The sequence below is a fragment of the Rhodococcus sp. NPDC004095 genome (genome assembly GCF_053604015.1).
Genome location: NZ_JBSGGS010000017.1, coordinates 62,161 through 83,932, shown reverse-complemented (window position 1 = coordinate 83,932; position 21,772 = coordinate 62,161). Strand labels below are relative to the sequence as shown.

The following is a 21,772-nucleotide window of genomic DNA, read 5'->3' as shown; positions in this document are numbered from 1 at the left end:
CGTGCCCCGTACCCGTCCCGTGTCGGGCGGGTACGGGTTTACGGTGACATGCTCGAATTCGGCCGAAATCGCCTGGTCAACACTATTGCGTGGGGTGCAGGGCCGGGCGTACCGTGAGTGTTGCGGATCAAGGAAAAAGCGAACTGGTAACGGCTCGAACAACCTTGAGAAGCAGAGATCCGGCCGGGAGCGCGATTTATCGCTACGTTCTCGGCCGAACCCCTGTCTGGGGGCGGTCCACGAAGGGGCGCGGCGCGCTACAGGCGTTCCCGGAGGGTGCCCACGCCCTCGCCGGTGAGTCCGTCGAGGCCGGCTGCGCGTCCCGTCATCGCCATCAGCAGGTCCAGCATCGGTCCCGCCACCTCGGGGCCCGAACCGATCGTCCAGGCGGTGTCCGTCGCCCGCAGCGACAGGCCCTCGATCCGGTTCTTCGTGCCGATCAGCAGGTTCGATCCCTTGTAGAAGTCGGCGACTCGCACCAGTGCGTCCATCGGATACGTGTGGCCGATGGCGAGGGGGCGACGGATGTCCTCGGCGTGGACGATCGTCTCACCGAGCCACGAGTCCACCGGTCCCGGCGGGGCAGAGGTGGACGTGAGCACGGAACGGAACTCGGCCAACGTGTCGGCCGGGGTCCCGCGGGTCTCGGCGGCGACGTTCTTGGCGGCGAACGTCTCGAAACGCAGGCCCGTTCCCACCATCTTGGTCACGAACCTCAACGGTGTCATCTTCGCCGTTGCCGTCATGTGGCCGAGGGTCTCCCACACCGACCACTGCGTGCACAGCGAGGGCGAGGACCACTGGTCGTCGGTGAGGTCGGCGAGATCGTCCGCCAGCGCGGCGCGTTCGGCGTGAATCAGCGGCCACGGCTCCGAAACGGCCATGTCCCCTCCCTGGATCGAGGTGGGTGTACCTCGGAAGCTACACCGGTCGGAGAGGGTCAGCGACCGACCGCGAGCCTCTCGCGCCGCAGTCGGTCGACCTCCGGCAGGTCCAGGGGCGCGAGCGAGTCCACGCCCAGTGCGCGGGCCAGCAGCAGGTCTGCCAGTTCCGGGTTGCGGGCGAGCGCAGGGCCGTGCATGTAGGTGCTGATCACCGACCCCTGCACCACACCCTCGTAGCCGTCGCCGACCCCGTTGCCGACGCCGTGGGTGACCGACCCGAGCGGACGGGCGTCCGCGCCGAGCGCGGTACCGCCGCGGTGGTTCTCGAACCCGGTCAGTGGCTGGCTCAGGCCATCGATCAGCGGTCGGGTGATCACCTCGCCGATCGCACGGGTCTGCTGCGGGGAGGTGGTGACGTCGAGCAGCGAGACGCCCTCGACCCGCTCCCCTGCGGAGGTCTCGTACCAGTGCCCGAGGACCTGGATCGCTGCACAGATCGCCAGCACCGGCGCGCCCCGCTCCGCCGCCTTCTGCAGTCCGGGATAGCGCTGCAGGTGCCGGGTGGCCAGGCGTTGCGCCGAATCCTCTGCTCCGCCAAGGGTGTACACGTCGAGGGATTCGGGAACCGGGTCGGACAAGGTGATGTCCACGATCTCCGCGTCGATCCCGCGCATCCGCAGTCGCTGACGGAGGATCAGCGCGTTGCCGCCGTCTCCGTAGGTGCCCATCACGTCGGGAAGCACCAGTCCGATCCGCACGGTCGACTCAGACATGCTCGGCTCCCTTCGTGACGGCGGTGTTCAGATCCCGGAACGCGGTGTAGTTGGCAAGCACCTCGACCCGGCCCGCCGGGCAGGACGCGATGGCACGCAACGGATCCGGTTCGAGGGAATGCTCGACACCGGCGTAGGTGAGCCGGACCGCGAGGTCGGTGGCGCGCTCGCCGGATGCGACGACCTTGACGCCTTCGAAGTGCTCGAAGCGCACGTCCCACAGCCAGGACAGGTCCTCGCCGTCGGGCACCTGGCCGTTCACCGCGATGACGAGACCGTCCACGGTGGGGTCGATCATCGACAGCGCCTCCTGCCAGCCGGCGGGATTCTTGGCGAGCAGCATCCGTAGCGAGTGCGGGCCGACCTGGACGGCGGCGTACCGTCCGGCGATCTCGCGCACCCCCGCCGCCGCGGCGACCGCGGCCGTCGGATCGGCGCCCAGCGCGACGGCCGCGGCCACCGCCTGTGCCGCGTTGCCGCGGTTCGCGCGCCCGGGCAGGGTCAACGACATCGGGATGACCAGACCGTCCGGCCCGTAGAGGTTTTCGTCGTCCAGCCACCAGTCCGGGGTGGGCCGCGCGAAGTCGGCACCGGTGCTGCGCCAGTTGCCGTCGGCGTCCCAGACGATCGGCTCGCCGCTGCGCGGACAACTGGTGGCGTCGTTCGCCCAGCCGGAGCCCGCGGCCACCCACACCACGTTCGGGTTGTCGTAGGCGGCGGAGGTGACCAGCACGTCGTCGCAGTTCGCGACCACGACCGCATTCGGGTGCGCGGCGAGGCCGGCCCGCAGCCGACGCTCGATCATGTTGATCTCGCCGACCCGGTCCAGCTGGTCGCGGCTGAGGTTGAGCAGCACGATCGCCTGCGGGTCCAGCGCGTCCGCGACGTGCGGGGTGTGCAGCTCGTCCACCTCGATGGCGGCGAGTTCGGCGTCGATGCCGACGCTGAGGGCCGCGACGATCCCGGCGTCCATGTTCGCACCGTCCGCCTGGGTGGCGACCGTGCCCACGGTCGCGAGCGCCGCGGCGGTCATCCGGGTGGTGGTGGACTTGCCGTTGGTGCCCGTCACCAGCACGGTCCGCTTGCCGCGTCCCAGCTGCGTCATCAGAGTCGGGTCGATCTTCAGGGCGATCAGCCCGCCGATCATCGACCCCTTACCCCGTCCGGCCTTCTGCGACGCCCAGGACGCCAGCGCGGCCGCGCGCAGTGCGAGGCGTCCTCGTGCGGAGAATCGAGTGCTACTTGCCACGGGCGCAGTTTTCCACACCACGTCGCCGGGTCAGGAGCGTGCCGGGGCCGGGGTGGGCAGTGCCACAGTTGCCGGCTCGCCGGCGGACACAGTCGCCGGATCCCCGGCGGGTACGGCCGGCAGGGTTCCGATCGGTCGGGGGGTGCGCGGACGGGTGACGCCGAACAGGCAGCCGCCGACGACCACCACCGCGCCGACCAGGGCCAATGCGGTGGGTCGCTCGTCGAGGACCAGCCAGGCGGCGCCGATCCCGACCACCGGTACCAGCAGCGAGAACGGGGCCACCGTCGACGCCGGGTAGCGGCTCATCAACCCGGTCCACAATCCCGACCCGACGATGGTGCCCAGCGCGACGACGTAGGCCAGTCCGGCCAGTGCGGGCCACCCGTCGGTGGTCAGCGACGAGCCGAGTGCCGACCATCCCGCGGTCGGGCCCTCGATCACGGCGGAGAGCGCCAGCATCGGCAGGGGCGGGATCACCGTCATCCACAGCATCAGCCGCATCGGCGACCCGGTGTCCGTGCCTGCCCGGCGGTCGGCGGTGCCCGCCTGCCTGCTGCCGATGTTGCCGAGGGCCCAGCCGAACGCGCCGCACAGGGTCAGCAGCAGGGGGAGCAGGCTCGCGTGGGTGAAGCGGTCCCAGCCGATCGCGACCATGCCGCCGACCGCGACGACGATGCCGACCACCTGCCTGCGGCCGACCCGTTCGCGCAGCAGCAGCGCGCCGAGCAGCACTGTCATCGGTGCCGAGGCCTGCAGCACCAGCGACGCCAGGCCGGTCGGCATGCCGGAGTCCATCGCCCAGAACAGGAAGGCGAACTGCAGTACACCGAATCCGGTGCCGTAGAGCAGCAGCCAGCGCAGCGGGACGTTGGGGCGCGGCACGAACAGCACCACCGGGATCGCGATCACCAGAAATCGCAGGGCGACGAAGAAGAACGGCGGGAAGTGATCGAGGCCCGCGCGGATCGCCAGGAAGTTCAGGCCCCACAGCAGAGCGACGAGGATCCCGAGCAGGCGGTCGCGGTTGGTCATGCGATCAATCGTGCGGTCACCTAAACATCAGGACAATCGAATATTGGTTCACCAACGATGTAATTTTGCTACATGGATGTGGTGCGGCTGCGGGTACTGCGGGAGCTGGCCGACCGAGGCACGGTCGCCGCGACCGCGTCGGCGCTCTCGCTGACCCCGTCCGCGGTCTCCCAACAGCTCAAACTGCTCGCCCGCGAGGCCGGAGTGCCGATCCTGGAACCGGACGGCCGACGCCTGCGCCTGACGGACGCCGGTCGTGCGCTCGTCCTCCGCGCCGACGACGTCCTGGCCGCGCTCGACCGTGCCACCGAGGAGATGGCGTCGTACGCAGGTTCACCGAGGGGCCGGGTGCGGCTGGCGATGTTCCCGTCCGGTGCCGCCCTGTTGCTGCCGGGGGTGCTGACCCGGATCGCGAACCTCGGGGTCGAGGTGGACGCGCGGGACGTCGACCAGCCCGCGTCGGAGGTCCCGCGATTGCTGGCGGACTTCGACGTGGTGGTCACCCACCGCGACGAACGCGCGCCCGCACTGGTCTCCCCGCGAGTGCGTTTCGAACCGTTCCTGCGGGAACCGATCGACCTTGTGCTCGCGCCGGACCACCCGCTCGCCGGCCGCCCACAGGTCGCGCTCGAGGAGTTGGCCGAGGAGAACTGGATCAGTGTGAGGGGCGGGTTCCCGGTCGACGACGTGTTGCAGTCCGTCGCCTCGGCCACCGGGGTGCAACCGCGAGTCGTGCAGCGGATCAACGACTTCCGGGTCATCGAGGAACTCGTGCTCGCCGGGCACGGTGTCGCATTGATGCCGCGGTACGTCCCCGCGCATCGCGGGTTGGTGAGCAAGCGCCTCACCGGGGTTCGCGCTGCACGGATCTACGAGCTCGCCACCCGGCCCGCCGCCGCCGAACGTCCCGCGGTCCGGGCGGTCCTCTCGGCAGTACGCGCGCAGGCGGCCGTCGTCGGCGGGTGACCGGCCCCGATCGGTCGAGCCCACGGTGCCGGTGCGGGAGGCGCACCCGGCCACGAACGACAGCGCTCCGGGCACCCACGCGGGGTGCCCGGAGCGGTGTGGAAACGACCGGCAGCTAGCCGAGTGCCTTCCCCTTCAGCGCGGTGAACTCCGCCTCGGTGATGGTGCCGGAATCGAGTAGCGCCTTGGCGTCCGCGATCTGGTCGGCCGGTGATTTACCGGCAACGGATTTGATGTAGGCGTCCTGTTCGGTCTTCATGTGCTGCGCGGCCGCCAGCGAGCGCTGGGTCATGCCGTCTCCGCGCGCGATCAGGTAGATCAGCGCCGTAAGGAATGGCACGAAGATCAGGAAGAACACCCACACCGCCTTCCACCAGCCCGAAAGCTTGTGATCGCGGAACATGTCTCCGATGATCGCGAAGAGCAGCATCAGGTACGCCACGAAGGCGAACGTGATGAGGATCAGCCACAGGAAGTCCCAGAACGAGTCGACGGCAGAGTTCATCGGACGCCTCCAATTCACGATAGTGATTCGATTGTTGGATAGAGGATCGCTCTCCGGCCGGGGCCTGCGCCTCATCCGCAGCAGGTGAGATCGGTCCTCATCCGCGGCGGGTGATGCGCACCGTGGCCTGCAGGACGAGAGTGGACGCATGGACGAGACGGTGAACATCGGGCCGGTCGAGCTGGTCGTGCTGGCGTTTCCGGGCGCCAAGGTGGATTCCGCGACGGTCGCGGCGCTGCAGAACGTGGTGTCACGTGGCTACGTGACGCTTCTGGACCTCGTCTACATCCACAAGGACGAGGCGGGCAACATCACCCAGGTGGACGTCGACGAGGACCTGCAGGACGTGGGCCTGGAGATTCTGTCGATCGAGGCGAAGGCACTGATCAGCGACGAGGACCTCGACGTGGTCCGGGAGTCGCTGGATCCGGGCAGTTCGGCCGCGATCATCGTGTACGAGCAGACGTGGGCACGCGAATTCGTGTCGAGTGCCCGCGCGGCGGGTGGCGAGGTCGCGCTGCACGTCCAGATCCCACACGACGTCATCGTCGCCGCGGTCGAGGCCGCACTCTAGGGAAGGAAGAGCAATGGTTTTCAGGGCAGGGCGCGTGGGGCGTCCGGGACTGCTCGGCACCGTCGCGCGGACCGCGGTGGTCGCGGGCACCGCCAGGGCCACCACCAACGCGATGGACCGGCGGGCGCAGCGCAAGTACCAGGAGCAGCAGGCCTACTCGGACCAGCAACAGCAGGAGCAGGCGTACCAACAGCAGCAGTACGCCCAGCAGGCCGCCGCCCAGCAGGCCGCCGCCCAGCAGGCCGCCGCCCAGCAGGCCGCGGCCCAGCAGGCGGCCGCACCTGCGCCGGCCGCGCCCGCGGAGGACGACATGATCGCCAAGCTCAAGCAGCTCGGTGAGCTGCACCAGGCCGGCGTGCTCAGCGACGACGAGTTCGCGGCCGCCAAGGCAAAACTGCTGGGCTGACGCGGCACTCTCCCCGGCTACGACCGAAGGGCCGCTTGTTCGGCTGATCCGAACAAGCGGCCCTTCGGTCGTTGGCAGGGGAGCTCAGTGAGCGCGGTTGACGGCGGAGACGACCGCGCGCAGCGAGGCGGTGGTGATCGAGGTGGCGATTCCGACGCCCCAGACGACCTTGGTGCTGCCGTCCGGCAGCGTCACCGCGGCCTCGACGTAGGCGGCGGCCTGGGCGTCGTCGCCGGCGGACATCGCGTGCTCGTTGTAGTCGAGCACCCGCACGTCGAAACCGATGGTGGAGAGCGCGTCGACGAACGCGGCCAGCGGACCGTTGCCGGAGCCGGAGATCTCCTGCTCCTTGCCGTCCACCTTCACCACGGCGGTGATGGCGTCGGTGCCACCGTCCTCCTCGGATGCGGTCACCTTCTGGCGCATCCGCTCCAGCGGGATGATCGGCGCCAGGTACTCCTCGTGGAAGACGTCCCACATCTCCTTCGGGGAGACCTCACCGCCCTCACCGTCGGTGATCTTCTGGACGGACTGGGAGAACTCGATCTGCAGGCGGCGGGGCAGCTGCAGGCCGTGGTCGGCCTTCATGATGTACGCGACGCCGCCCTTGCCGGACTGCGAGTTCACCCGGATGACGGCCTCGTAGGTGCGACCGACGTCCTTCGGGTCGATCGGCAGGTAGGGCACCTGCCACACGATGTCGTCGATGTCCGCGTCCTGCGCGTCCGCCGAGAACTTCATGTCGTCGAGACCCTTGTTGATCGCGTCCTGGTGGCTGCCGGAGAACGCGGTGTAGACCAGGTCGCCGCCGTACGGGTGCCGTTCGTGCACCGGCAGCTGGTTGCAGTACTCGACGGTGCGGCGGATCTCGTCGATGTTCGAGAAGTCGATCTGCGGGTCCACGCCGCGGGTGAACATGTTCAGGCCGAGCGTGACCAGGCAGACGTTGCCGGTGCGCTCACCGTTGCCGAACAGGCAGCCCTCGATGCGGTCCGCGCCGGCCTGGTAGCCCAGCTCGGCGGCCGCGACACCGGTGCCGCGGTCGTTGTGCGGATGCAGCGACAGGATGACCGAGTCGCGGCGGGCCAGGTTGCGGTGCATCCACTCGATCGAGTCGGCGTACACGTTCGGCGTAGCCATCTCGACGGTCGCCGGCAGGTTCAGGATGACCGGGTTCTCCGGGGTCGGCTGCAGCACCTCGGTGACCGCGTCGCACACCTCCTTGGCGTACGACAGCTCGGTGCCGGTGTAGGACTCGGGGGAGTACTCCCAGCGCCAGTTCGTGTCCGGGTACTTCTTCGACTCCTCGAGCACCAGCACCGCGGCGTCGGTGGCGATCTTCTTGATCGCGTCCTTGTCGGCGCGGAACACGACCCGGCGCTGCAGGATCGAGGTGGAGTTGTAGAAGTGCACGATGACGCTCTTCGCGCCCTGGCATGCCTCGAAGGTGCGGGTGATCAGTTCCGGCCGCGACTGGGTCAGCACCTGGATGGTGACGTCGTCGGGGATGGCGTTGTCCTCGATGATCTCGCGGACGAAATCGAAATCGGTCTGGCTCGCCGACGGGAAGCCGACCTCGATCTCCTTGTAACCCATCCGGACCAGCAGGTCGAACATGCGGCGCTTGCGGGCCGGGCTCATCGGGTCGATCAGTGCCTGATTGCCGTCCCGCAGGTCCACGGCGCACCACTGGGGGGCGCGGTCGATCACCTTGTCCGGCCAGGTGCGGTCGGCGAGCGTGATCTGCTCGACCTCCTCCGCGAACGGCTGGTACCGGTAGGTCGGCATGGAGGAGTTCTTCTGGGTGTTCCAGGCGGGCTGATCGGCGGGCGCGGGCTTGGACGGCGGCGTGATGGTGCGCGATCCGGAAGTAAAGGCGTCGGCGGGTGACATTGACGAATCTCCGAAATAGAGGGGACGGGTAGTCCTAAAGGTGAATCGACCGGCGCGACTGAACCCCGCGACGGGAGCCGGTCTGAAATCAGACCCCGTCGCGGCAGTTAAGAAGGAGCGCCCGCTGCATGTAGGGCAGTCTACCCGCTGGTCGGATCGGCCGGACCGGCGCCCGGCGAGATCACAGCACTCGCCCGCGTGTCGCGCGGACCGTCATCAGCGTTTCCTGGACGCTTGTTTTACGAAACATCCACCGCGGTCGTGACCGTTTCGTTAGTGTGTGCCGGTCTAGGCGGATTCAGCCCTCTATCGGGGGTTTCACTGGGGAAGCGAGATCGACATGTCGGTACTGAACAGCAGGCGTAACCATGTGCGGGCCAGGCTCGGCGTCGCGGCCGCGGGCGCTGGTCTCGTCCTGGCCGGGCTGGTCGTATCGGCGCCGGTGGCGTCCGCCGACACGGTCGTCGGCGGCTGCACGATTGTGTCGGATCCCACGGAGACAACCTTCACCGACTGCGCGGGCGCCAACCTCGCCGGCGCGAACCTGTCGGGTGTCGACCTGTCCCATGCGAATCTGTCCGGTGCCAATCTGCTAGGCGCGGACCTGACCGACGCGACGTTGGTGGGGGCGAACCTCTCCCAGGCGAACTTCTACCTCGGCCTCGCGTCCGGTGCCGATCTGACCGGTGCGAACCTCAAGAATGCCAATCTGTCGAGTGCGGATCTCAACGGCGCCAAGCTGACGGGCGCCACACTGACCGGGGCGCGGCTGTCCGGCGCCAAGCTGATCGGCGCGGACCTCACCGGTGCAGTCGGTGCGGACCTGACCGGCGCGGTCACCACCGCCGACGATCCGGATGCCGAGACGAGTGGCGGCAGCTCCCTCCCGTTCCCGATCAACGTCACCGGCTCTGCGAACGACGCCGGCGTCGGCGTCGACACGGGCGGCAACACCGGCACCGATCCGAGTGGTCCCTTCGGGCTCAACATCACGGGTTCGACGAACAACAGCTTCGTCGGCGTCGGCTAGGGCTCGGGCAGCCGCCGCATCTCGATCACAGTCAGACCGAGGGCGTCGAACCGGGCGAGCATCGCGCGCAGTTCCTGATCACCGTCCACCGGGCCGGTGAGGCGCGTGTGGCCCGCTGGTGCTCCGACACCTGCCAGCTCGGGGAACGCCGCCAGTGCCCGTGCCGACAGTGTGCCGCGCACCAGGAACTCGTAACGGACCCGGCCGTGAGGTCTCTGCGACACTGCCGCACCTCCCGTGGTCATCCGGCTGCTCGTGTCCGAGCCTGCCGGACCACGATGTGGCGGACCTCACCCGTCGATGGTGAACTTCGCTAGAGCAGGCCCCGGACTCGGGCCTCGGCGATGGCCTCCTGCCGGGTCCGGACCCCGAGCTTTCGGTAGATCCCGCGCAGATGGGTCTTGACGGTGTTCACCGAGACGAACAGGTCCGCTGCGATCTGCTCGGCGGTGCGCCACGACGGCAGCTCCGTCAACAGTTCCCGCTCCCGTGAGGTGAGCAGGGTGGCGCGTCCCGCAGCGGCGGGGACGACGGCGCGGACCTGTTCGGCGAATCCGTCGAGAACGCCGAATCGGCCACTGTGACGGTCCAGCAGCGACCGGATCGTTCCGCCGCCGCCGTCGAAGAACGGACGTCGGATCCCCTCGGGCTCGGCGAGACGCAATGCCTCGGTGACCGCGGCCCGGGCCCGGAGGTCGTCGTGCCGACGGTCGGCGATCGATGCGTCCAGCAGCCAGGCGTGGATCAATGTGACGGGTGCCGTGCAGCTCAGCTCGCCCGACAACACCGGCTCCAGTTCCGTGCTCGCGGCGTCCACCCGCCCCCGGTGGGCCGCGGTCATCGCCACGATCAGCGCGAGCTCGCCGCCGCGCCCGAGGACGCGCGCGGTGTGTGCGGACAACTGCCCGAGGTGTGGTTCCTGTCCTTCGTCGAGCAGGATGCGGTGGACCACCGGGGCCAACAGCGCGACCGTGCCCGGCGGCAGCGGGTGCCGCGCCGCCGACTCGAGGTGCGCGTGGATCGCCACGCCCGACGGCCGCCTCCCTGTCGTGTCCGACCGTCGGAGCAATTCCCGAACACAGGCCGCGGCATCGGTGATGGCGTCGTCCGGGCACTCGGTGAGGGTCTGATGTTCGGCGTCGTCCGGTACCGCCGGCGGGTCCATCCTCAGGTAGCGGCCCCAGTCGCGCATCAACTCCGCGAGCCGGACATGGGTGCCGCCCGCCAGGTCACGGCTTCGGCCGAGGCCGATTGCCGCCGAGGCGTGCCGGTCCATCGTGCCGAGTTCGCAGCGGAAGGCCGCCTCCGCCGCGAGCCAGGTCAACGCCTCGACCTCGAGCGCGGGCAGGTCCGCGGATCGCGCGGTCGCCGCCGCGGCCTCCAGGTGCTGCCCGGCGCGATCGAGCTGGTCGAGGCACAGCTCGGCGGCGCCCTCGGAGAGCAGGACGAAAGCGTCGAGTTCGGGTTTGCCGGAGGCGCCGGCGTCGTCGTCGTGAAGCCGGTCGAGGGCGTCCTCGACACCGCCGGTCCGCAGCGCGAGCTGTAGACGCAGGGTGTGTTCGAGCAGACGCGAGTGCGGCGTCTCGGTGGTCGTGGTCGAGCCGGCCGCTCCCAGGACGGACGCCGCGGCCGCTTCGTTGCCGCGGGCGATCTCCGCGGCGGCGCGAACGAGGCGGGCGGTGCGGCCCGATCGCACTGACGGTGGCGCGTGGTCGAGGACCTCGATCACCTTCGCCCCGTGGCCACGGAGGACCGCCCCGAGGCCGCGACCGGCGAGCAGGGACCGCAGGGCCCGGATGTCGCCGGCGTGCTGCGCGTGCTCGAGGGCCCGCGCGTCGGCGCCGGACTCGGCGAACCATCGCGACGCGACGTTCTCCAGATCGGCAACCGCGCTCCGCCCGAGCCGGCTCACTTCCGCGCGCAGGTAATCGCGCAGGAGCGGGCGGAATCGGTACCAGCCGGGCCGGCCCGCCACCCGTTCGAGGGGGAAGTTCTCCCGCTCCAGGGTGTCGAGGATGCCGCGGGCGTTCGGGTTGCCGGTGAGGGCTTCGGCGAGTTCGACGGTGAAGCTGTCGGGAATCGACGACTCCACGACGAAGGCGCGTTCCGCCGGATCGAGGTGATCGAGGACCTCGCCGACGAGGTAGTCCGCGACCACCTGGTTGTCCCCGCCGAAGTCCGCGATCACCGCGGTCGGGTCGGCGGAGCGGCCCAGAACGATCGCGGCGAGCCGGAGCCCGACCGCCCACCCCTGCGTCTGCTCCCACACTGCGTGCAGGTCGTCCGTGTCGAGGGTGACGGGGTGGTCGGAGAACAGCTGCGCGGCCTCCTCCTCGGTGAATGCGAGCTCCTGTGGAGGGAAGTCGCGGACACGCCCGTCCAGTCGCATCCGATGCAGTGCCAGCGGTGGCTCGTACCGGGCGGCGAGCACCGTCCGGACCGTCGGTGGCGCCCAGCGCAGAAACGCCCCGAGCGCTTCGAGAGCGGTTGGGGCGTGCAGTAGGTGTACGTCGTCGAGGATCAGCAGGATCGGTCTGCTCAGGGTTCCGAGTGATTCCGCGACGACGGCCGGATACTCGTCACTGTCGGCGGCCGGAAGGTCGGACAGTGCGTCGAGGACCTCGGCGTCGGCGGTGGCACGCAGTGCGGTGAGCACCGGCGCCAGCGGTTCTCGCTCGTTGTCCGACTCCTGGACGGTGAGCCACGCGGTCGTCGGGGCGTCTTGTCCCGCAGCGGTTTCGGTCACCCAGTCGGCCAGCAGCATCGTCTTGCCCGACCCCACGGGTGCGCTGAGCAGGGCGACGGAACTCGGCGTCCCCTCGGGTGGCGACATGGTGGCGGAAAGGGCCTCGTGCAGCCGGTGGCGGCGGATCACCGCTCGCCCGTAGGCGGGTACCCGCGCCCGACGGGTGGTGCAGTTCGCGACGGACATCTCTGGCCTCGTTCCTCGCGGGTATCGCGCCGGGGCTTGCGCACCGGCATTGCCCCGCGGGGGAACCCCGCGGGGACCAGCGATTTCGAATCGTATTACGAGGGGGCTGTTTTCGCGCGTCGGACTTACCACGAAACGGACACGAGATGGTTACGAGGAAGGTGCCCCGTCGATGTGGCCGGGGCCAGGGGCGGTCACTGGGCCCGGACCGCGGCGATCGCCTCCTCTGTCACCGGATCGACATGAGCGTCGAAGTCGTGGTGGCGTTGCAGGTACTTCGCCACGTACGGGCAGATCGGCACGATGCGTCGGCCGCTCGCGACGGTGGCGGCGAGGGCGTCGTGGACGAGGATCGCGGCCAGACCCTGTCCCGCGAAGCGTTCGTCCACCTCGGTGTGGAAGAAGATCCGCTGTTGACCGTGGTCGAGGTACTGGGTGAGGCCGGCGAGTTCGTCGCCGACGGTGATCTCGTAGCGGTCGCCTGCGTCGCGTACGGCGGGGGACGGTGTGGGCGAGGTCGAATCGTCGGTCATGAATCAACTATGGCGCAGTTTCGTTTTCGTGGTGTGTTTGCCCCGGGCGTTACGCTCGACGCTGAATGTCATTCTCGACCGAGAGGATCACCGATCCGATGAGCAACCTCGACCCCGCACCCACCGAGGTCGTGTGCGAGACCTGCGATGGGCACGCGCCGCGCCTGCTCGACTATCGCGAGGTCCCCCTCGGCGGTCCGCGGGCGATGACGGTGCGCCGGTCACTGCCGCAACGAGGCCAGACCCTGATCGGCGCGTGGTGCTTCCTCGACCACTACGGTCCCGACGACGTACGGCACAGCGGCGGCATGAAGGTCGCGGGGCACCCGCACACCGGGCTGCAGACGGTGTCGTGGGTGTTCAGCGGCGAGATCGAGCACCGGGACACCACCGGCGCGCACGCGATCGTGCGGCCGCGGGAGGTGAACCTGATGACCGCGGGTTCGGGGATTGCGCACTCGGAGTTCTCCACGCCGGACACCGCCTTCCTGCACGGCGTTCAGCTGTGGGTGGCGCTGCCAGACGAACACCGTTTCACCGCACCGGCTTTCGAGCATTACGCACCTCCGGTGCTCGACGTCGAGGGCGCGCAGGCGGTGGTGTTCCTCGGCAGCCTGTTCGGGCACACGTCACCGGTGCGGACCTTCACGCCGCTGCTCGGCGCCGAGCTGACGTTGCAGGCAGGGCAGTCGCTGCGCGTCGAGCTGGACCCGTCGTTCGAGCATGGGGTCATGGTCGACACCGGGTCGGTGACGGTCGCGGGAGTCGATGCGACGATCGGACAGTTGGTGTACCTGCCCGCCGGGCCGGCGGGCCTCGACCTGGTCGCGTCGGCCGAGGGGCCGGTGCGGATCCTGCTGCTCGGTGGAGAACCGTTCGGCGAGCAGATCGTGATGTGGTGGAACTTCGTCGGCCGCAGTCACGACGAGATCGCCGGCTACCGGGAGGACTGGCAGCGCGAACGCGACGACCAGTCCGATCCCGACACGAGCCGGTTCGGCCCGTTCCCGGCGCAGTGGCGACAGACGATCCCGGCGCCGATCCTGCCGAACACCCGGCTCAAGCCGCGGGGCTGATCGCTCGGATCAGGCCACCGGGACGTGCCCGGTGACGATGCGGTGGATCAGCCGGGCCGCGGTCTTGGCGGTGTGGTTGTCCACGTCCAGGCCGGGGTTGAGTTCGGCGACGTCGACGACGGCCAGCTTGCCGCTCGCGGCCACCCGGTCGCAGACCCGCTGGATCGTCTCGATCGGCACGCCGTACGCGGCGGGGGCGCTGACGCCGGGCGCGACGGCCGCAGGCAGGACGTCCAGGTCGATCGTCAGGTACACGATGTCGACGTCGCCGAGGAAGTCGTCGACGAACGCGTCCACCTCGTCGCGGTCGGCCGGTCCGCAGCGTTCGTCGAGGAGGTGGCGAACCCCGAACCGCTCGGCCGTGTCGAACAGGGCGGTGGTGTTGCTCGGCTGGCTGATGCCGAGCACGTCGTAGCGGAAGCCGATGCCCGCGGCCTGCTCGGCCTCGGCCATCTGCCGGAACGGGGTCCCGGAACTGGGCACGGGGTCGCCACGCAGGTCGAAGTGGGCGTCCAGGTTCAGGACGCCGAGGCGCGGCCGGTCCCGCCGCAGCTGCGCGGACGCGACACCCAGGTAGGTGCCGAACGCGACCTCGTGACCGCCGCCGAGGACCACCGGCAGTCGCCCGGCGTCGAGGCCGGCGGTGACGGCGCGGCCGAGCGCGGCCTGCCCGCCCTCGAGATCCTCCCCGGTGACCGCTACGGTGCCCGCATCCGCCAGCGGAAGCGGGGCGGCCAGCGCCATCGAACCGAGCGCGGCGCGCAGTGCGTCGGGACCGGCGGCGGCGCCGCGGCGGCCCTTGTTGCGGCGCACACCCTCGTCGCTGGCGAACCCGATCAGCACCGCTCCGGAGCCCGGCTCGGCGACGTAGGGGGCGATGGCCTGATGCCACCGCAGGTGCTCATCGGTGGTGCCGTCGGTGCGCCCGGTCCAGGGCACGGGGGCGATGTCGACCTCGATCTCGAGGGTGGTGGGGAGCTGATCGGTCATGACTGGTCCTCCGGCGGGTGCGCGTGCGGTCTAGGCGGTGACGAGCTCGCCGCCGGCGAACACCTCGCGGACCAGCGGAACTCCCGGCCGGTAGGCGAGGTGCAGGTAGGACGGGGCGTCGAGCGCGATCGCGTCGGCGCGGGCGCCGATCCGCAGGCTGCCGACGTCCTCGCGGCGCAGCGCCTTCGCGCCGCCCGCGGTGGCCGCCCACACCGCCTCGGCGGGGGTCATGTGCATGTCGCGGACCGCGATGGCGATGCAGAACGGCAGGCTGGTGGTGTAGCAGGTGCCGGGGTTGCAGTCGGCGCCGAGCGCCACGGTGACGCCGGCGTCGATCAGCGCGCGGGCGCCGGGGTACTGGTTGCGGGTGGAGAAATCCGCGCCGGGGAGCAGGGTCGCGACGGTGTCGCTGCCCGCGAGCGCGTCGATGTCGGCGCCGGTGACGTAGGTGACGTGGTCCACCGAGGCCGCGCCCATCTCGACGGCCAGCTGGACGCCGGGGCCCTCGCCGAGCTGGTTGCCGTGCACGCGGGGGATCAGGCCGTGCGCGACACCGGCGGTGAGGACGGCGCGTGACTGCTCGAGGGTGAACGCGCCGCGCTCGCAGAACACGTCGATCCACTTCGCGTACGGGGCGCACGCCGGGATCATCTCGTCGACAGCCATCGTCACGTACTCGTCGCCGCGGCCTGCGTACTCGGGCGGCGGGACGTGCGCGGCCAGCAGCGTGACCTCGTCGGTGAACCGGCCCGCGACCTGCACGCTGCGCAGCTCGTCCCGGGTGCTCTGGCCGTAGCCGCTCTTGATCTCGACGGTGGTGCTGCCCGAGCGCCGCGACTCGTCGAGCAGGCGCCGCACGTTCGCGGCGAGCTGCTCGTCGGTCGCGGCCCGGGTGGCCTCGATGGTGGTGCGGATGCCGCCGGCGGCGTACTTCTCGCCGGACATGCGGGCCGCGAACTCCTCGGCCCGCTCACCGGCGAACACCAGGTGGGAGTGGCTCTCGACGAATCCGGGCAGCACCGCCCGGCCGCCGAGGTCGTACCCGGTGTCGGCGGCCGGGGCGTCCGCGGAGTCACCGACCCAGGCCACCACCCCGTCCTCGAAGACGACCGCGGCGTCCCGGCGCACTCCGAGCATCCCGTCACCGAGGGTGGGGTCGTTGGTGACGAGGGTGCCGATGTTGGTCAGTGCGGTGGTCCGGGTGGACACGGTGTCTCCTTCTCGAACGAGGCGGGGTGGTGGTGGGTCGGATCAGACCCGGGAGTCGACCATGTTGGTGTGGGCCGGGTAGATCATCTCCGCCGGCGGGTTGGCGGTCCGCTTGGCGACGGGGTAGTAGATCGCGGCGGTGAACACGATGCCGACGATCCAGGAGATGTCCGCGCCGCCGAGCATGTCGGTGATCGGGCCGGTGTACATCTTCTGCGCGAGGAACGGGATCTGCGCGATCACGCCGACGAAGTAGACGACCAGGGCCGGGACGTTCCAGGCGCCGTAGCGGCCGTTCGCGTCGTACAGCGCCGGGATGTCGATGCGTTCCTTCGAGATCAGGTAGTAGTCGATCAGGTTGATCGCGCTCCACGGGGTGAACACCATCAGCAGCACCAGGACGAAGTTCTTGAAGTTGTCCAGGAAGTCGGCGCTGGCCATGATCGCGATCAGCATCGAGACGATCGTGAACCCGAGGATGTACGCGGAGCGGGCCTTGGTGGAGATCTGCGAGCGGCCGTCGAACGCGGTGACGGTGGTCAGGATCGACATGAAGCCGCCGTACGCGTTCAGGACGTTGACGGTGAGCTTGCCGACGACGATGACCAGGTAGATCAGGAACGCGATGACCGCGGGTCCCGCGAGCTCACCCATGAAGCCGACCTGGTTGCCGAGGAACGCGTCACCCGCGACGGCGGCGGTGAGGGCACCGAAGGTCATCGACCACTGCGAACCGACGACGCTGCCGAGGAAGGTGGACCAGAACGTCGTGCTCTCCTTGGTTCCGCGGGGCAGGTACCGGGAGTAGTCCGCGACGTACGGGCCGAACGTGAGCTGCCAGCCTGCGCCGAGCGAGATCGCGAGCAGGAACGTCACGATGTCGAAGCCCTTGATGCCGACGAACGCGGCGACGTCGTATTCGATGAACAGGCGGATCGCGAGGTAGGTGAAGCCGATGACGCCGACGACGGTGGCCACCCGGCCGACCGCGTGGATCAGCTTGTAGCCGGTGACCGCGACGAACGCGGTGAGCAGGCCGAAGATCACGATGCCGACGGCCTGGTTGTCGATGCCGAGGACCTTGTTGACGGCCTGACCGGCGAGGACGGTGCCGGTGGCGGCGAATCCGAGGTACATCAGGATGACCAGGACCAGCGGCACGACGGCGCCCTTGACGCCGAACTGGGCGCGGCTGGAGATCATCTGCGGCAGACCCATGCGGGGGCCCTGGGCGGAGTGCAGCGCCATCACGGCGCCGCCGAACACGTTGCCGATCAGCAGGCCGATGATGGCCCACAGTGCGTCGGCGCCGAAGACGACGGCCAGTGCGCCGTCGACGACGGCGGTGATCTGCATGTTCGCGCCGAACCACAGCGTGAACTGGCTCCGGGGGGTGCCGTGCCGTTCGTCGTCGGGGACGACGTCGATGGTGCGGCGTTCGGGGGTGAGGAGGATCTCGGAGGAGGATCCGTCGTGCGTCATAGGCCTGTCTTTCTGGGGTGACTCCGCCGGCCGGCGGTGTCGACTACGGGGTGATGCCCACCTTCTTCTCGCTTGTGCGGTGAATCACTTGGCGACGGGGAATGTATATGCCTGTATAGACAGGTCTGTCAACAGGGGGAGGCTCGCTCGGTTCGAGCGAACTCAGAAGCCCTTGCCCGGATTCATGATGCCCAGCGGGTCGAATGCCGCCTTCACCGCCTGATGGATCGCCATACCGTCTTCGCCGACCTCGAGGGCCAGCCACCGTCTCTTGAGGGTACCGACCCCGTGCTCGCCGGTGAGGGTGCCGCCCAGCTCCAGCGCGCGGCGGAACACCGCGTCGGCCGCCGCCCACACCTCGTCCGGTACCGACCCGTCGGGGCGCCGGTCGAAGACGAAGGTCGGGTGGGTGTTGCCGTCGCCCGCGTGCGCGACGGTCATCACCGTCACGCCGTGCTCGGACGCGATCCGCTCGATGCTCGCCAGCATCTCCGCCAGCTGTGAGCGTGGCACGCCCACGTCCTCGACCAGGCACTGCCCCAGTCGCTCGGACGCGGGATAGGCAAGGCGCCGCACCTCCAGCAGCTGTGCGGACTCCGCCGGGTCCTGGGAGACGGCGACGAAATCGGCTCCGGCGCTGGTGAACTCGCGCTCCATCGCCGACGCCGCGGCCTCGGCGTCGGGACCGTCGGCCTGTGCGATGAGCATCGCCTCCGTGTCGTCCTCGAGGCCGATGTTGCGCCAGTCGTCGATGGCGCGCAGGGTCGCGCGGTCGATGAGTTCGAGCAGGCTCGGCCCGATCCCGGCCCGGACGATCGCCGCGACCGCGTCGGCGGCGGCCGTCAGCGAGCCGAAGCTGCCCGCCACCGTGACCGGTGGCCGGGACGGTCGCGGCCGCAGTCGGACCGTCGCACCGGTCACGATGCCCAGTGTGCCCTCGGATCCGACCATCAACCCGGTCAGGTCGTAGCCCGCCACGCCCTTGACGGTGCGGCGCCCGGTGCGCAGCACCCGCCCGTCGGCCAGCACCACCTCGAGGCCGAGCACCGAGTCGCGGGTGACGCCGTACTTGACGCACCGCAGCCCGCCCGCGTTGGTGGCGACGTTCCCGCCGATCGTGCAGATCTCGTGGCTGCTCGGGTCGGGCGCGTACATCAGCCCGTACTCGGCTGCCGCGCGGTCGAGGTCGGCGTTGACCACGCCGGCCTGCACCACGGCCAACTGGTCCGCGGGGTTCAGTTCGGTGATCGCCCGCATCGGCGCGGTGCTGACGACCAGGCAGCCGTCGACCGCGGTCGCGCCACCGGACAGGCCGCTGCCCGCGCCGCGCGGAACCACCGGAACCCGATGTGCGGTGGCCCATTTCATAGCCGACACCACGTCCTCGGTGCAGTCCGCGAGCAGGACGGCCAGCGGCGTTCCCGGCTCCGCCAGGTGCGCCTCGTCGCGCCGGTAGGCGTCGGCCACGTCGGGGTCGGTGATCAGGCGGCTCGACCGCAGCTCGCGGGCGAGGGCGTCGAGGGGCATCGGTGCTCCTTGGTGGTTCACGGGGCGGTCAGGGTGTCGGCGGCGGCCAGGACCGCGTCCTCCGCGGCGCGTTCACCGACGGTGACCCGGACCCCCTCGCCGGGAAAGGCGCGAACGGACACGCCCTGTGCGACGCACGCGGCTTCGAACGCGGCGGCTCCGTCGCCCAACGGTATCCAGACGAAGTTCGCGCCGCTCCGCGGGGTCTCGACGCCGCGGGCGGCGAGCCCGGCGCGCAGGTGCTCGCGGCCCGCCCGCGCGGTCTCCACGACCCGCTCGGTGTGGTCGGGATCGGTCAGTGCCGCACACGCCGCCGCCTCCGCGACCGCGCCGAGGCCGAACGGCGGCGCCGCCGCATGCAGGTGCGCGACGAGCTCGGGGTCGCCGATCAGGTAGCCCGCCCGCAGCCCGGCGAGACCGTATGCCTTGGAGAAGGTGCGCAGTACAACGAGATTCGGATGGTCGCGCAACAGCGCGACCCCGTCGGTGTCGTCGTTCCCGGTGGCGAACTCCCGATAGGCCTCGTCGAGCAACACCAGCACGTGGCGGGGAACCGCGTCGAGCAGTCTCCGCAGCTCGGCCCCGGACAGTTCGGTCCCGGTCGGATTGTTGGGGTTGCACACCAGCACCGCGCGGGTACGCGGGGTCAGCGCGGCGATCATCGCGTCCACGTCGTGCCGGTGGTCGGTGTCGAGTGGCACCGGAACCGCGGTGGCGCCTGCGATCCCGACCAGGATCGGGTACGCCTCGTAGCTGCGCCACGCGTGCACCACCTCGGTGCCCGGCCCGGTGAAGGCGGTGAGCACCTGCTGCAGCAGCGCAAGCGAGCCCGCGCCGACGTGCAGCGCCTCGGTCGGGACCGCCAGTCGCGCCGCCAGCGCGGCCACCAGGTCGTCGCCGAACAGCGACGGATAGCGGTGGCCGTTCGCGCCGGCGCGGGTGATCGCCTCCACGACAGCGGGAGCGGGCGCGATCGGCGACTCGTTGCTCGACGCCCGCCACCGGATCGTCGCGGAGCCGTTGGCCCTGGAGTACCGGGGCAGCGCCTCGATCGCGGGGCGGGGGGTGGGCATCTGGGTGGGAAGGGGGGTGGTCGGTGCGTTCACCGCAGTTCCCCGACGGCGTCCTCGGCGGCGGCGACGAGCGCGCCGGAGGCGGCCAGTTCGACGGCCCGTTCGATCTCCGGTGACAGGTGGCGATCGGTGCCGGGGCCGGGGACGGCGGTCCTCAGCGCGTGCAGCACGGCGCCGGTGCCGGCTCCGGGCTGCAGCGGGGCGCGAAGATCGATTCCGCGTGCGGCGGCGAGGATTTCGACGGACAGCACCCGGGTCAGGCCGTCGATCGAGCGGCGCAGCTTGCGGGCGGCCGACCAGCCCATCGACACGTGGTCCTCCTGCATCGCGGAGGACGGGATCGAGTCGACGCTCGCCGGGGCGGCGAGCCGCTTGAGTTCGGAGACGATCGCGGCCTGGGTGTACTGGGCGATCATCAGGCCGCTGTCGACGCCGGGGTCGTCGGCGAGGAACGGGGGCAGCCCGTGGCTGCGGGCGACGTCGAGGAAGCGGTCGGTGCGCCGTTCGCTGATGCTCGCGACGTCGGCCGCGGCGATGGCGAGGAAGTCGAGGACGTAGGCCACGGGGGCGCCGTGGAAGTTGCCGTTGGACTCGACCCGGCCGTCCAGGGCGACGACCGGGTTGTCGATCGCGGAGGCCAGTTCGCGCAGTGCGACGGTGCGGGCGTGCTCGACGGTGTCGCGGGCGGCGCCTGCGACCTGCGGGGCGCAGCGCAGCGAGTAGGCGTCCTGCACCCGGGTGTCCTCGGGTCCGGCGTGGCTGGCCACGATCGGGGAGCCGGCGAGCAGTCGGGCCATGTTCGCCGCGGCGGCAGCCTGGCCGGGGTGCGGACGCAGGGCCTGCAGGTCGGCGGCGAACACGCGGTCGGTGCCGAGCAGGCCCTCGACGCTCATCGCCGCGGCCACGTCCGCCAGTTTGAGGAGGTGGTCGAGGTCGGTGATCGCCAGCGCCAGCTGGCCGAGCATGCCGTCGGTCCCGTTGATCAGCGCCAGTCCCTCCTTCTCGGCGAGGACGACCGGCTCGATCCCGTGTTCGGCGAGGGCGTCGGCGGCCGGAAGCAGCCGGCCGTCCGCGGTCCGGACGGTGCCCTCGCCGGTCACCGCGAGCGCGACGTGGGCGAGCGGGGCGAGGTCGCCGGAGCAGCCGAGGCTGCCGTATTCGTGGACCACCGGGGTGATCCCGGCCGTCAGCAGGTCCGCGTAGACCTGGGCGACCGCCGGCCGGACGCCGGTGCGGCCGGTCGCGAGGGTGGACAGCCGCAGCAGCATCAGTGCCCGCACCACCTCCCGTTCCACCTCCGGGCCGGAACCGGCGGCGTGTGAGCGGATCAGGCTGCGCTGCAACTGGGTTCGCAGGTTCGGCGGGATGTGCCGGGTGGCGAGGGCGCCGAATCCCGTCGAGACCCCGTACACCGGGACGGGGCTGGCGGCGAGTGCCTCGATGTGGGCGCGGGAGGCCGCCATCTCGATGAGCGACTCCGCGCTCAGGTGGACGCCGTGGCCGTGGCGGGCGACGTCGACGACGTCCTGGATCGAGACGGGGCCGATGCCGACCTCGACGACGGGGGCGGTGGGATTGGTGGGGGTCACGAAGGCTCCAGAGTTCGGAGGAGAGGCGACGACGTCGCAATGTCTG

At 70.3% G+C, this 21,772-nt stretch carries 20 protein-coding genes; 5 read left to right on the top strand and 15 right to left on the bottom strand.

Annotated features, from left to right (window positions below; translation table 11 throughout):
• Positions 1–257: 257 nt before the first annotated feature.
• The 4 genes from ACWEPG_RS25145 to ACWEPG_RS25130 are packed head-to-tail and all read right to left on the bottom strand — an operon-like array spanning position 258 to position 3,941.
• Positions 258–884: a maleylpyruvate isomerase family mycothiol-dependent enzyme gene (locus ACWEPG_RS25145; RefSeq protein ID WP_452595597.1), complete on the bottom strand. Its 627-nt coding sequence runs from the start codon at positions 882–884 to the stop codon at positions 258–260.
• Positions 885–940: 56 nt separating this feature from the next.
• Positions 941–1,657 carry a type 1 glutamine amidotransferase gene (locus ACWEPG_RS25140; protein ID WP_452595596.1) on the bottom strand — a complete coding sequence of 239 codons (717 nt, stop codon included), beginning with the start codon at positions 1,655–1,657 and terminating at the stop codon, positions 941–943.
• Positions 1,650–2,906 carry a MurT ligase domain-containing protein gene (locus tag ACWEPG_RS25135; protein ID WP_450114838.1) on the bottom strand — a complete coding sequence of 419 codons (1,257 nt, stop codon included), beginning with the start codon at positions 2,904–2,906 and terminating at the stop codon, positions 1,650–1,652. Before ACWEPG_RS25135 ends, ACWEPG_RS25140 begins: the two co-directional genes overlap by 8 nt.
• A 30-nt stretch (positions 2,907–2,936) precedes the next feature.
• Positions 2,937–3,941, bottom strand: a complete 1,005-nt coding sequence (locus tag ACWEPG_RS25130) for an EamA family transporter (RefSeq protein ID WP_450114839.1) — start codon at positions 3,939–3,941, stop codon at positions 2,937–2,939.
• Positions 3,942–4,013: 72 nt separating this feature from the next.
• Here ACWEPG_RS25130 and ACWEPG_RS25125 point away from each other — a divergent pair, with 72 nt between their 5' ends.
• Complete coding sequence (locus ACWEPG_RS25125; protein WP_450114840.1) at positions 4,014–4,907, top strand: LysR family transcriptional regulator; 894 nt, start codon at positions 4,014–4,016, stop codon at positions 4,905–4,907.
• Positions 4,908–5,022: 115 nt separating this feature from the next.
• On the opposite strand, the gene ACWEPG_RS25120 is transcribed toward ACWEPG_RS25125, so the two are convergent.
• A complete protein-coding gene (locus ACWEPG_RS25120) occupies positions 5,023–5,412 on the bottom strand; it encodes an SHOCT domain-containing protein (protein ID WP_450114841.1) in 390 nt (129 codons plus the stop codon).
• A gap of 148 nt (positions 5,413–5,560) precedes the next feature.
• Between ACWEPG_RS25120 and ACWEPG_RS25115 the strand changes: the two genes are divergently transcribed.
• Both ACWEPG_RS25115 and ACWEPG_RS25110 read left to right on the top strand, forming a co-directional pair.
• Positions 5,561–5,986 (top strand): DUF6325 family protein, encoded by a 426-nt coding sequence (locus ACWEPG_RS25115; protein ID WP_450114842.1) that lies wholly within the window; start codon positions 5,561–5,563, stop codon positions 5,984–5,986.
• Between the two features lie 13 nt (positions 5,987–5,999).
• Positions 6,000–6,392 carry an SHOCT domain-containing protein gene (locus tag ACWEPG_RS25110; RefSeq protein ID WP_452595595.1) on the top strand — a complete coding sequence of 131 codons (393 nt, stop codon included), beginning with the start codon at positions 6,000–6,002 and terminating at the stop codon, positions 6,390–6,392.
• 84 nt (positions 6,393–6,476) lie between these two features.
• Here the strand turns inward: ACWEPG_RS25110 and leuA are convergent, their stop codons facing one another.
• Complete coding sequence (gene leuA / locus ACWEPG_RS25105) at positions 6,477–8,285, bottom strand: 2-isopropylmalate synthase (RefSeq protein WP_450114844.1); 1,809 nt, start codon at positions 8,283–8,285, stop codon at positions 6,477–6,479.
• A 340-nt stretch (positions 8,286–8,625) separates the two neighbouring features.
• On the opposite strand from leuA, the gene ACWEPG_RS25100 reads away from it, so the two are divergent.
• Positions 8,626–9,315, top strand: coding sequence for a pentapeptide repeat-containing protein (locus ACWEPG_RS25100; protein WP_450114845.1), 690 nt, complete (start codon positions 8,626–8,628; stop codon positions 9,313–9,315).
• Here the strand turns inward: ACWEPG_RS25100 and ACWEPG_RS25095 are convergent.
• From ACWEPG_RS25095 to ACWEPG_RS25085, 3 genes are all read right to left on the bottom strand, one after another.
• Complete coding sequence (locus ACWEPG_RS25095) at positions 9,312–9,539, bottom strand: hypothetical protein (RefSeq protein WP_450114846.1); 228 nt, start codon at positions 9,537–9,539, stop codon at positions 9,312–9,314. The genes ACWEPG_RS25100 and ACWEPG_RS25095 overlap by 4 nt on opposite strands.
• A gap of 89 nt (positions 9,540–9,628) precedes the next feature.
• Positions 9,629–12,247 (bottom strand): LuxR C-terminal-related transcriptional regulator, encoded by a 2,619-nt coding sequence (locus ACWEPG_RS25090; RefSeq protein ID WP_452595594.1) that lies wholly within the window; start codon positions 12,245–12,247, stop codon positions 9,629–9,631.
• 194 nt (positions 12,248–12,441) lie between these two features.
• Positions 12,442–12,780 carry a GNAT family N-acetyltransferase gene (locus ACWEPG_RS25085; RefSeq protein WP_450114848.1) on the bottom strand — a complete coding sequence of 113 codons (339 nt, stop codon included), beginning with the start codon at positions 12,778–12,780 and terminating at the stop codon, positions 12,442–12,444.
• A gap of 98 nt (positions 12,781–12,878) precedes the next feature.
• Here ACWEPG_RS25085 and ACWEPG_RS25080 point away from each other — a divergent pair, with 98 nt between their 5' ends.
• Positions 12,879–13,856, top strand: a complete 978-nt coding sequence (locus ACWEPG_RS25080; RefSeq protein WP_450114904.1) for a pirin family protein — start codon at positions 12,879–12,881, stop codon at positions 13,854–13,856.
• Between the two features lie 9 nt (positions 13,857–13,865).
• Here the strand turns inward: ACWEPG_RS25080 and hutG are convergent, their stop codons facing one another.
• The 6 genes from hutG to hutH form a co-directional block, all read right to left on the bottom strand.
• Entirely contained in the window at positions 13,866–14,846 is a 981-nt protein-coding gene (gene hutG / locus ACWEPG_RS25075; protein ID WP_450114849.1) for a formimidoylglutamase, read from the bottom strand.
• A gap of 30 nt (positions 14,847–14,876) precedes the next feature.
• Complete coding sequence (gene hutI, locus ACWEPG_RS25070; protein WP_450114850.1) at positions 14,877–16,055, bottom strand: imidazolonepropionase; 1,179 nt, start codon at positions 16,053–16,055, stop codon at positions 14,877–14,879.
• Positions 16,056–16,097: 42 nt separating this feature from the next.
• The gene (locus ACWEPG_RS25065) at positions 16,098–17,537 is read right to left on the bottom strand and encodes a purine-cytosine permease family protein (RefSeq protein WP_450114851.1); all 1,440 of its coding nucleotides are present in this window, start codon (positions 17,535–17,537) and stop codon (positions 16,098–16,100) included.
• Positions 17,538–17,699: 162 nt separating this feature from the next.
• Positions 17,700–19,064, bottom strand: a complete 1,365-nt coding sequence (locus ACWEPG_RS25060) for an FAD-binding oxidoreductase (protein ID WP_450114852.1) — start codon at positions 19,062–19,064, stop codon at positions 17,700–17,702.
• A gap of 17 nt (positions 19,065–19,081) precedes the next feature.
• Complete coding sequence (locus ACWEPG_RS25055) at positions 19,082–20,170, bottom strand: histidinol-phosphate transaminase (protein ID WP_452595593.1); 1,089 nt, start codon at positions 20,168–20,170, stop codon at positions 19,082–19,084.
• A complete protein-coding gene (hutH, locus tag ACWEPG_RS25050; RefSeq protein WP_452595592.1) occupies positions 20,167–21,726 on the bottom strand; it encodes a histidine ammonia-lyase in 1,560 nt (519 codons plus the stop codon). The genes ACWEPG_RS25055 and hutH overlap by 4 nt, the downstream gene beginning before the upstream one ends.
• Between the last annotated feature and the right edge of the window lie 46 nt (positions 21,727–21,772).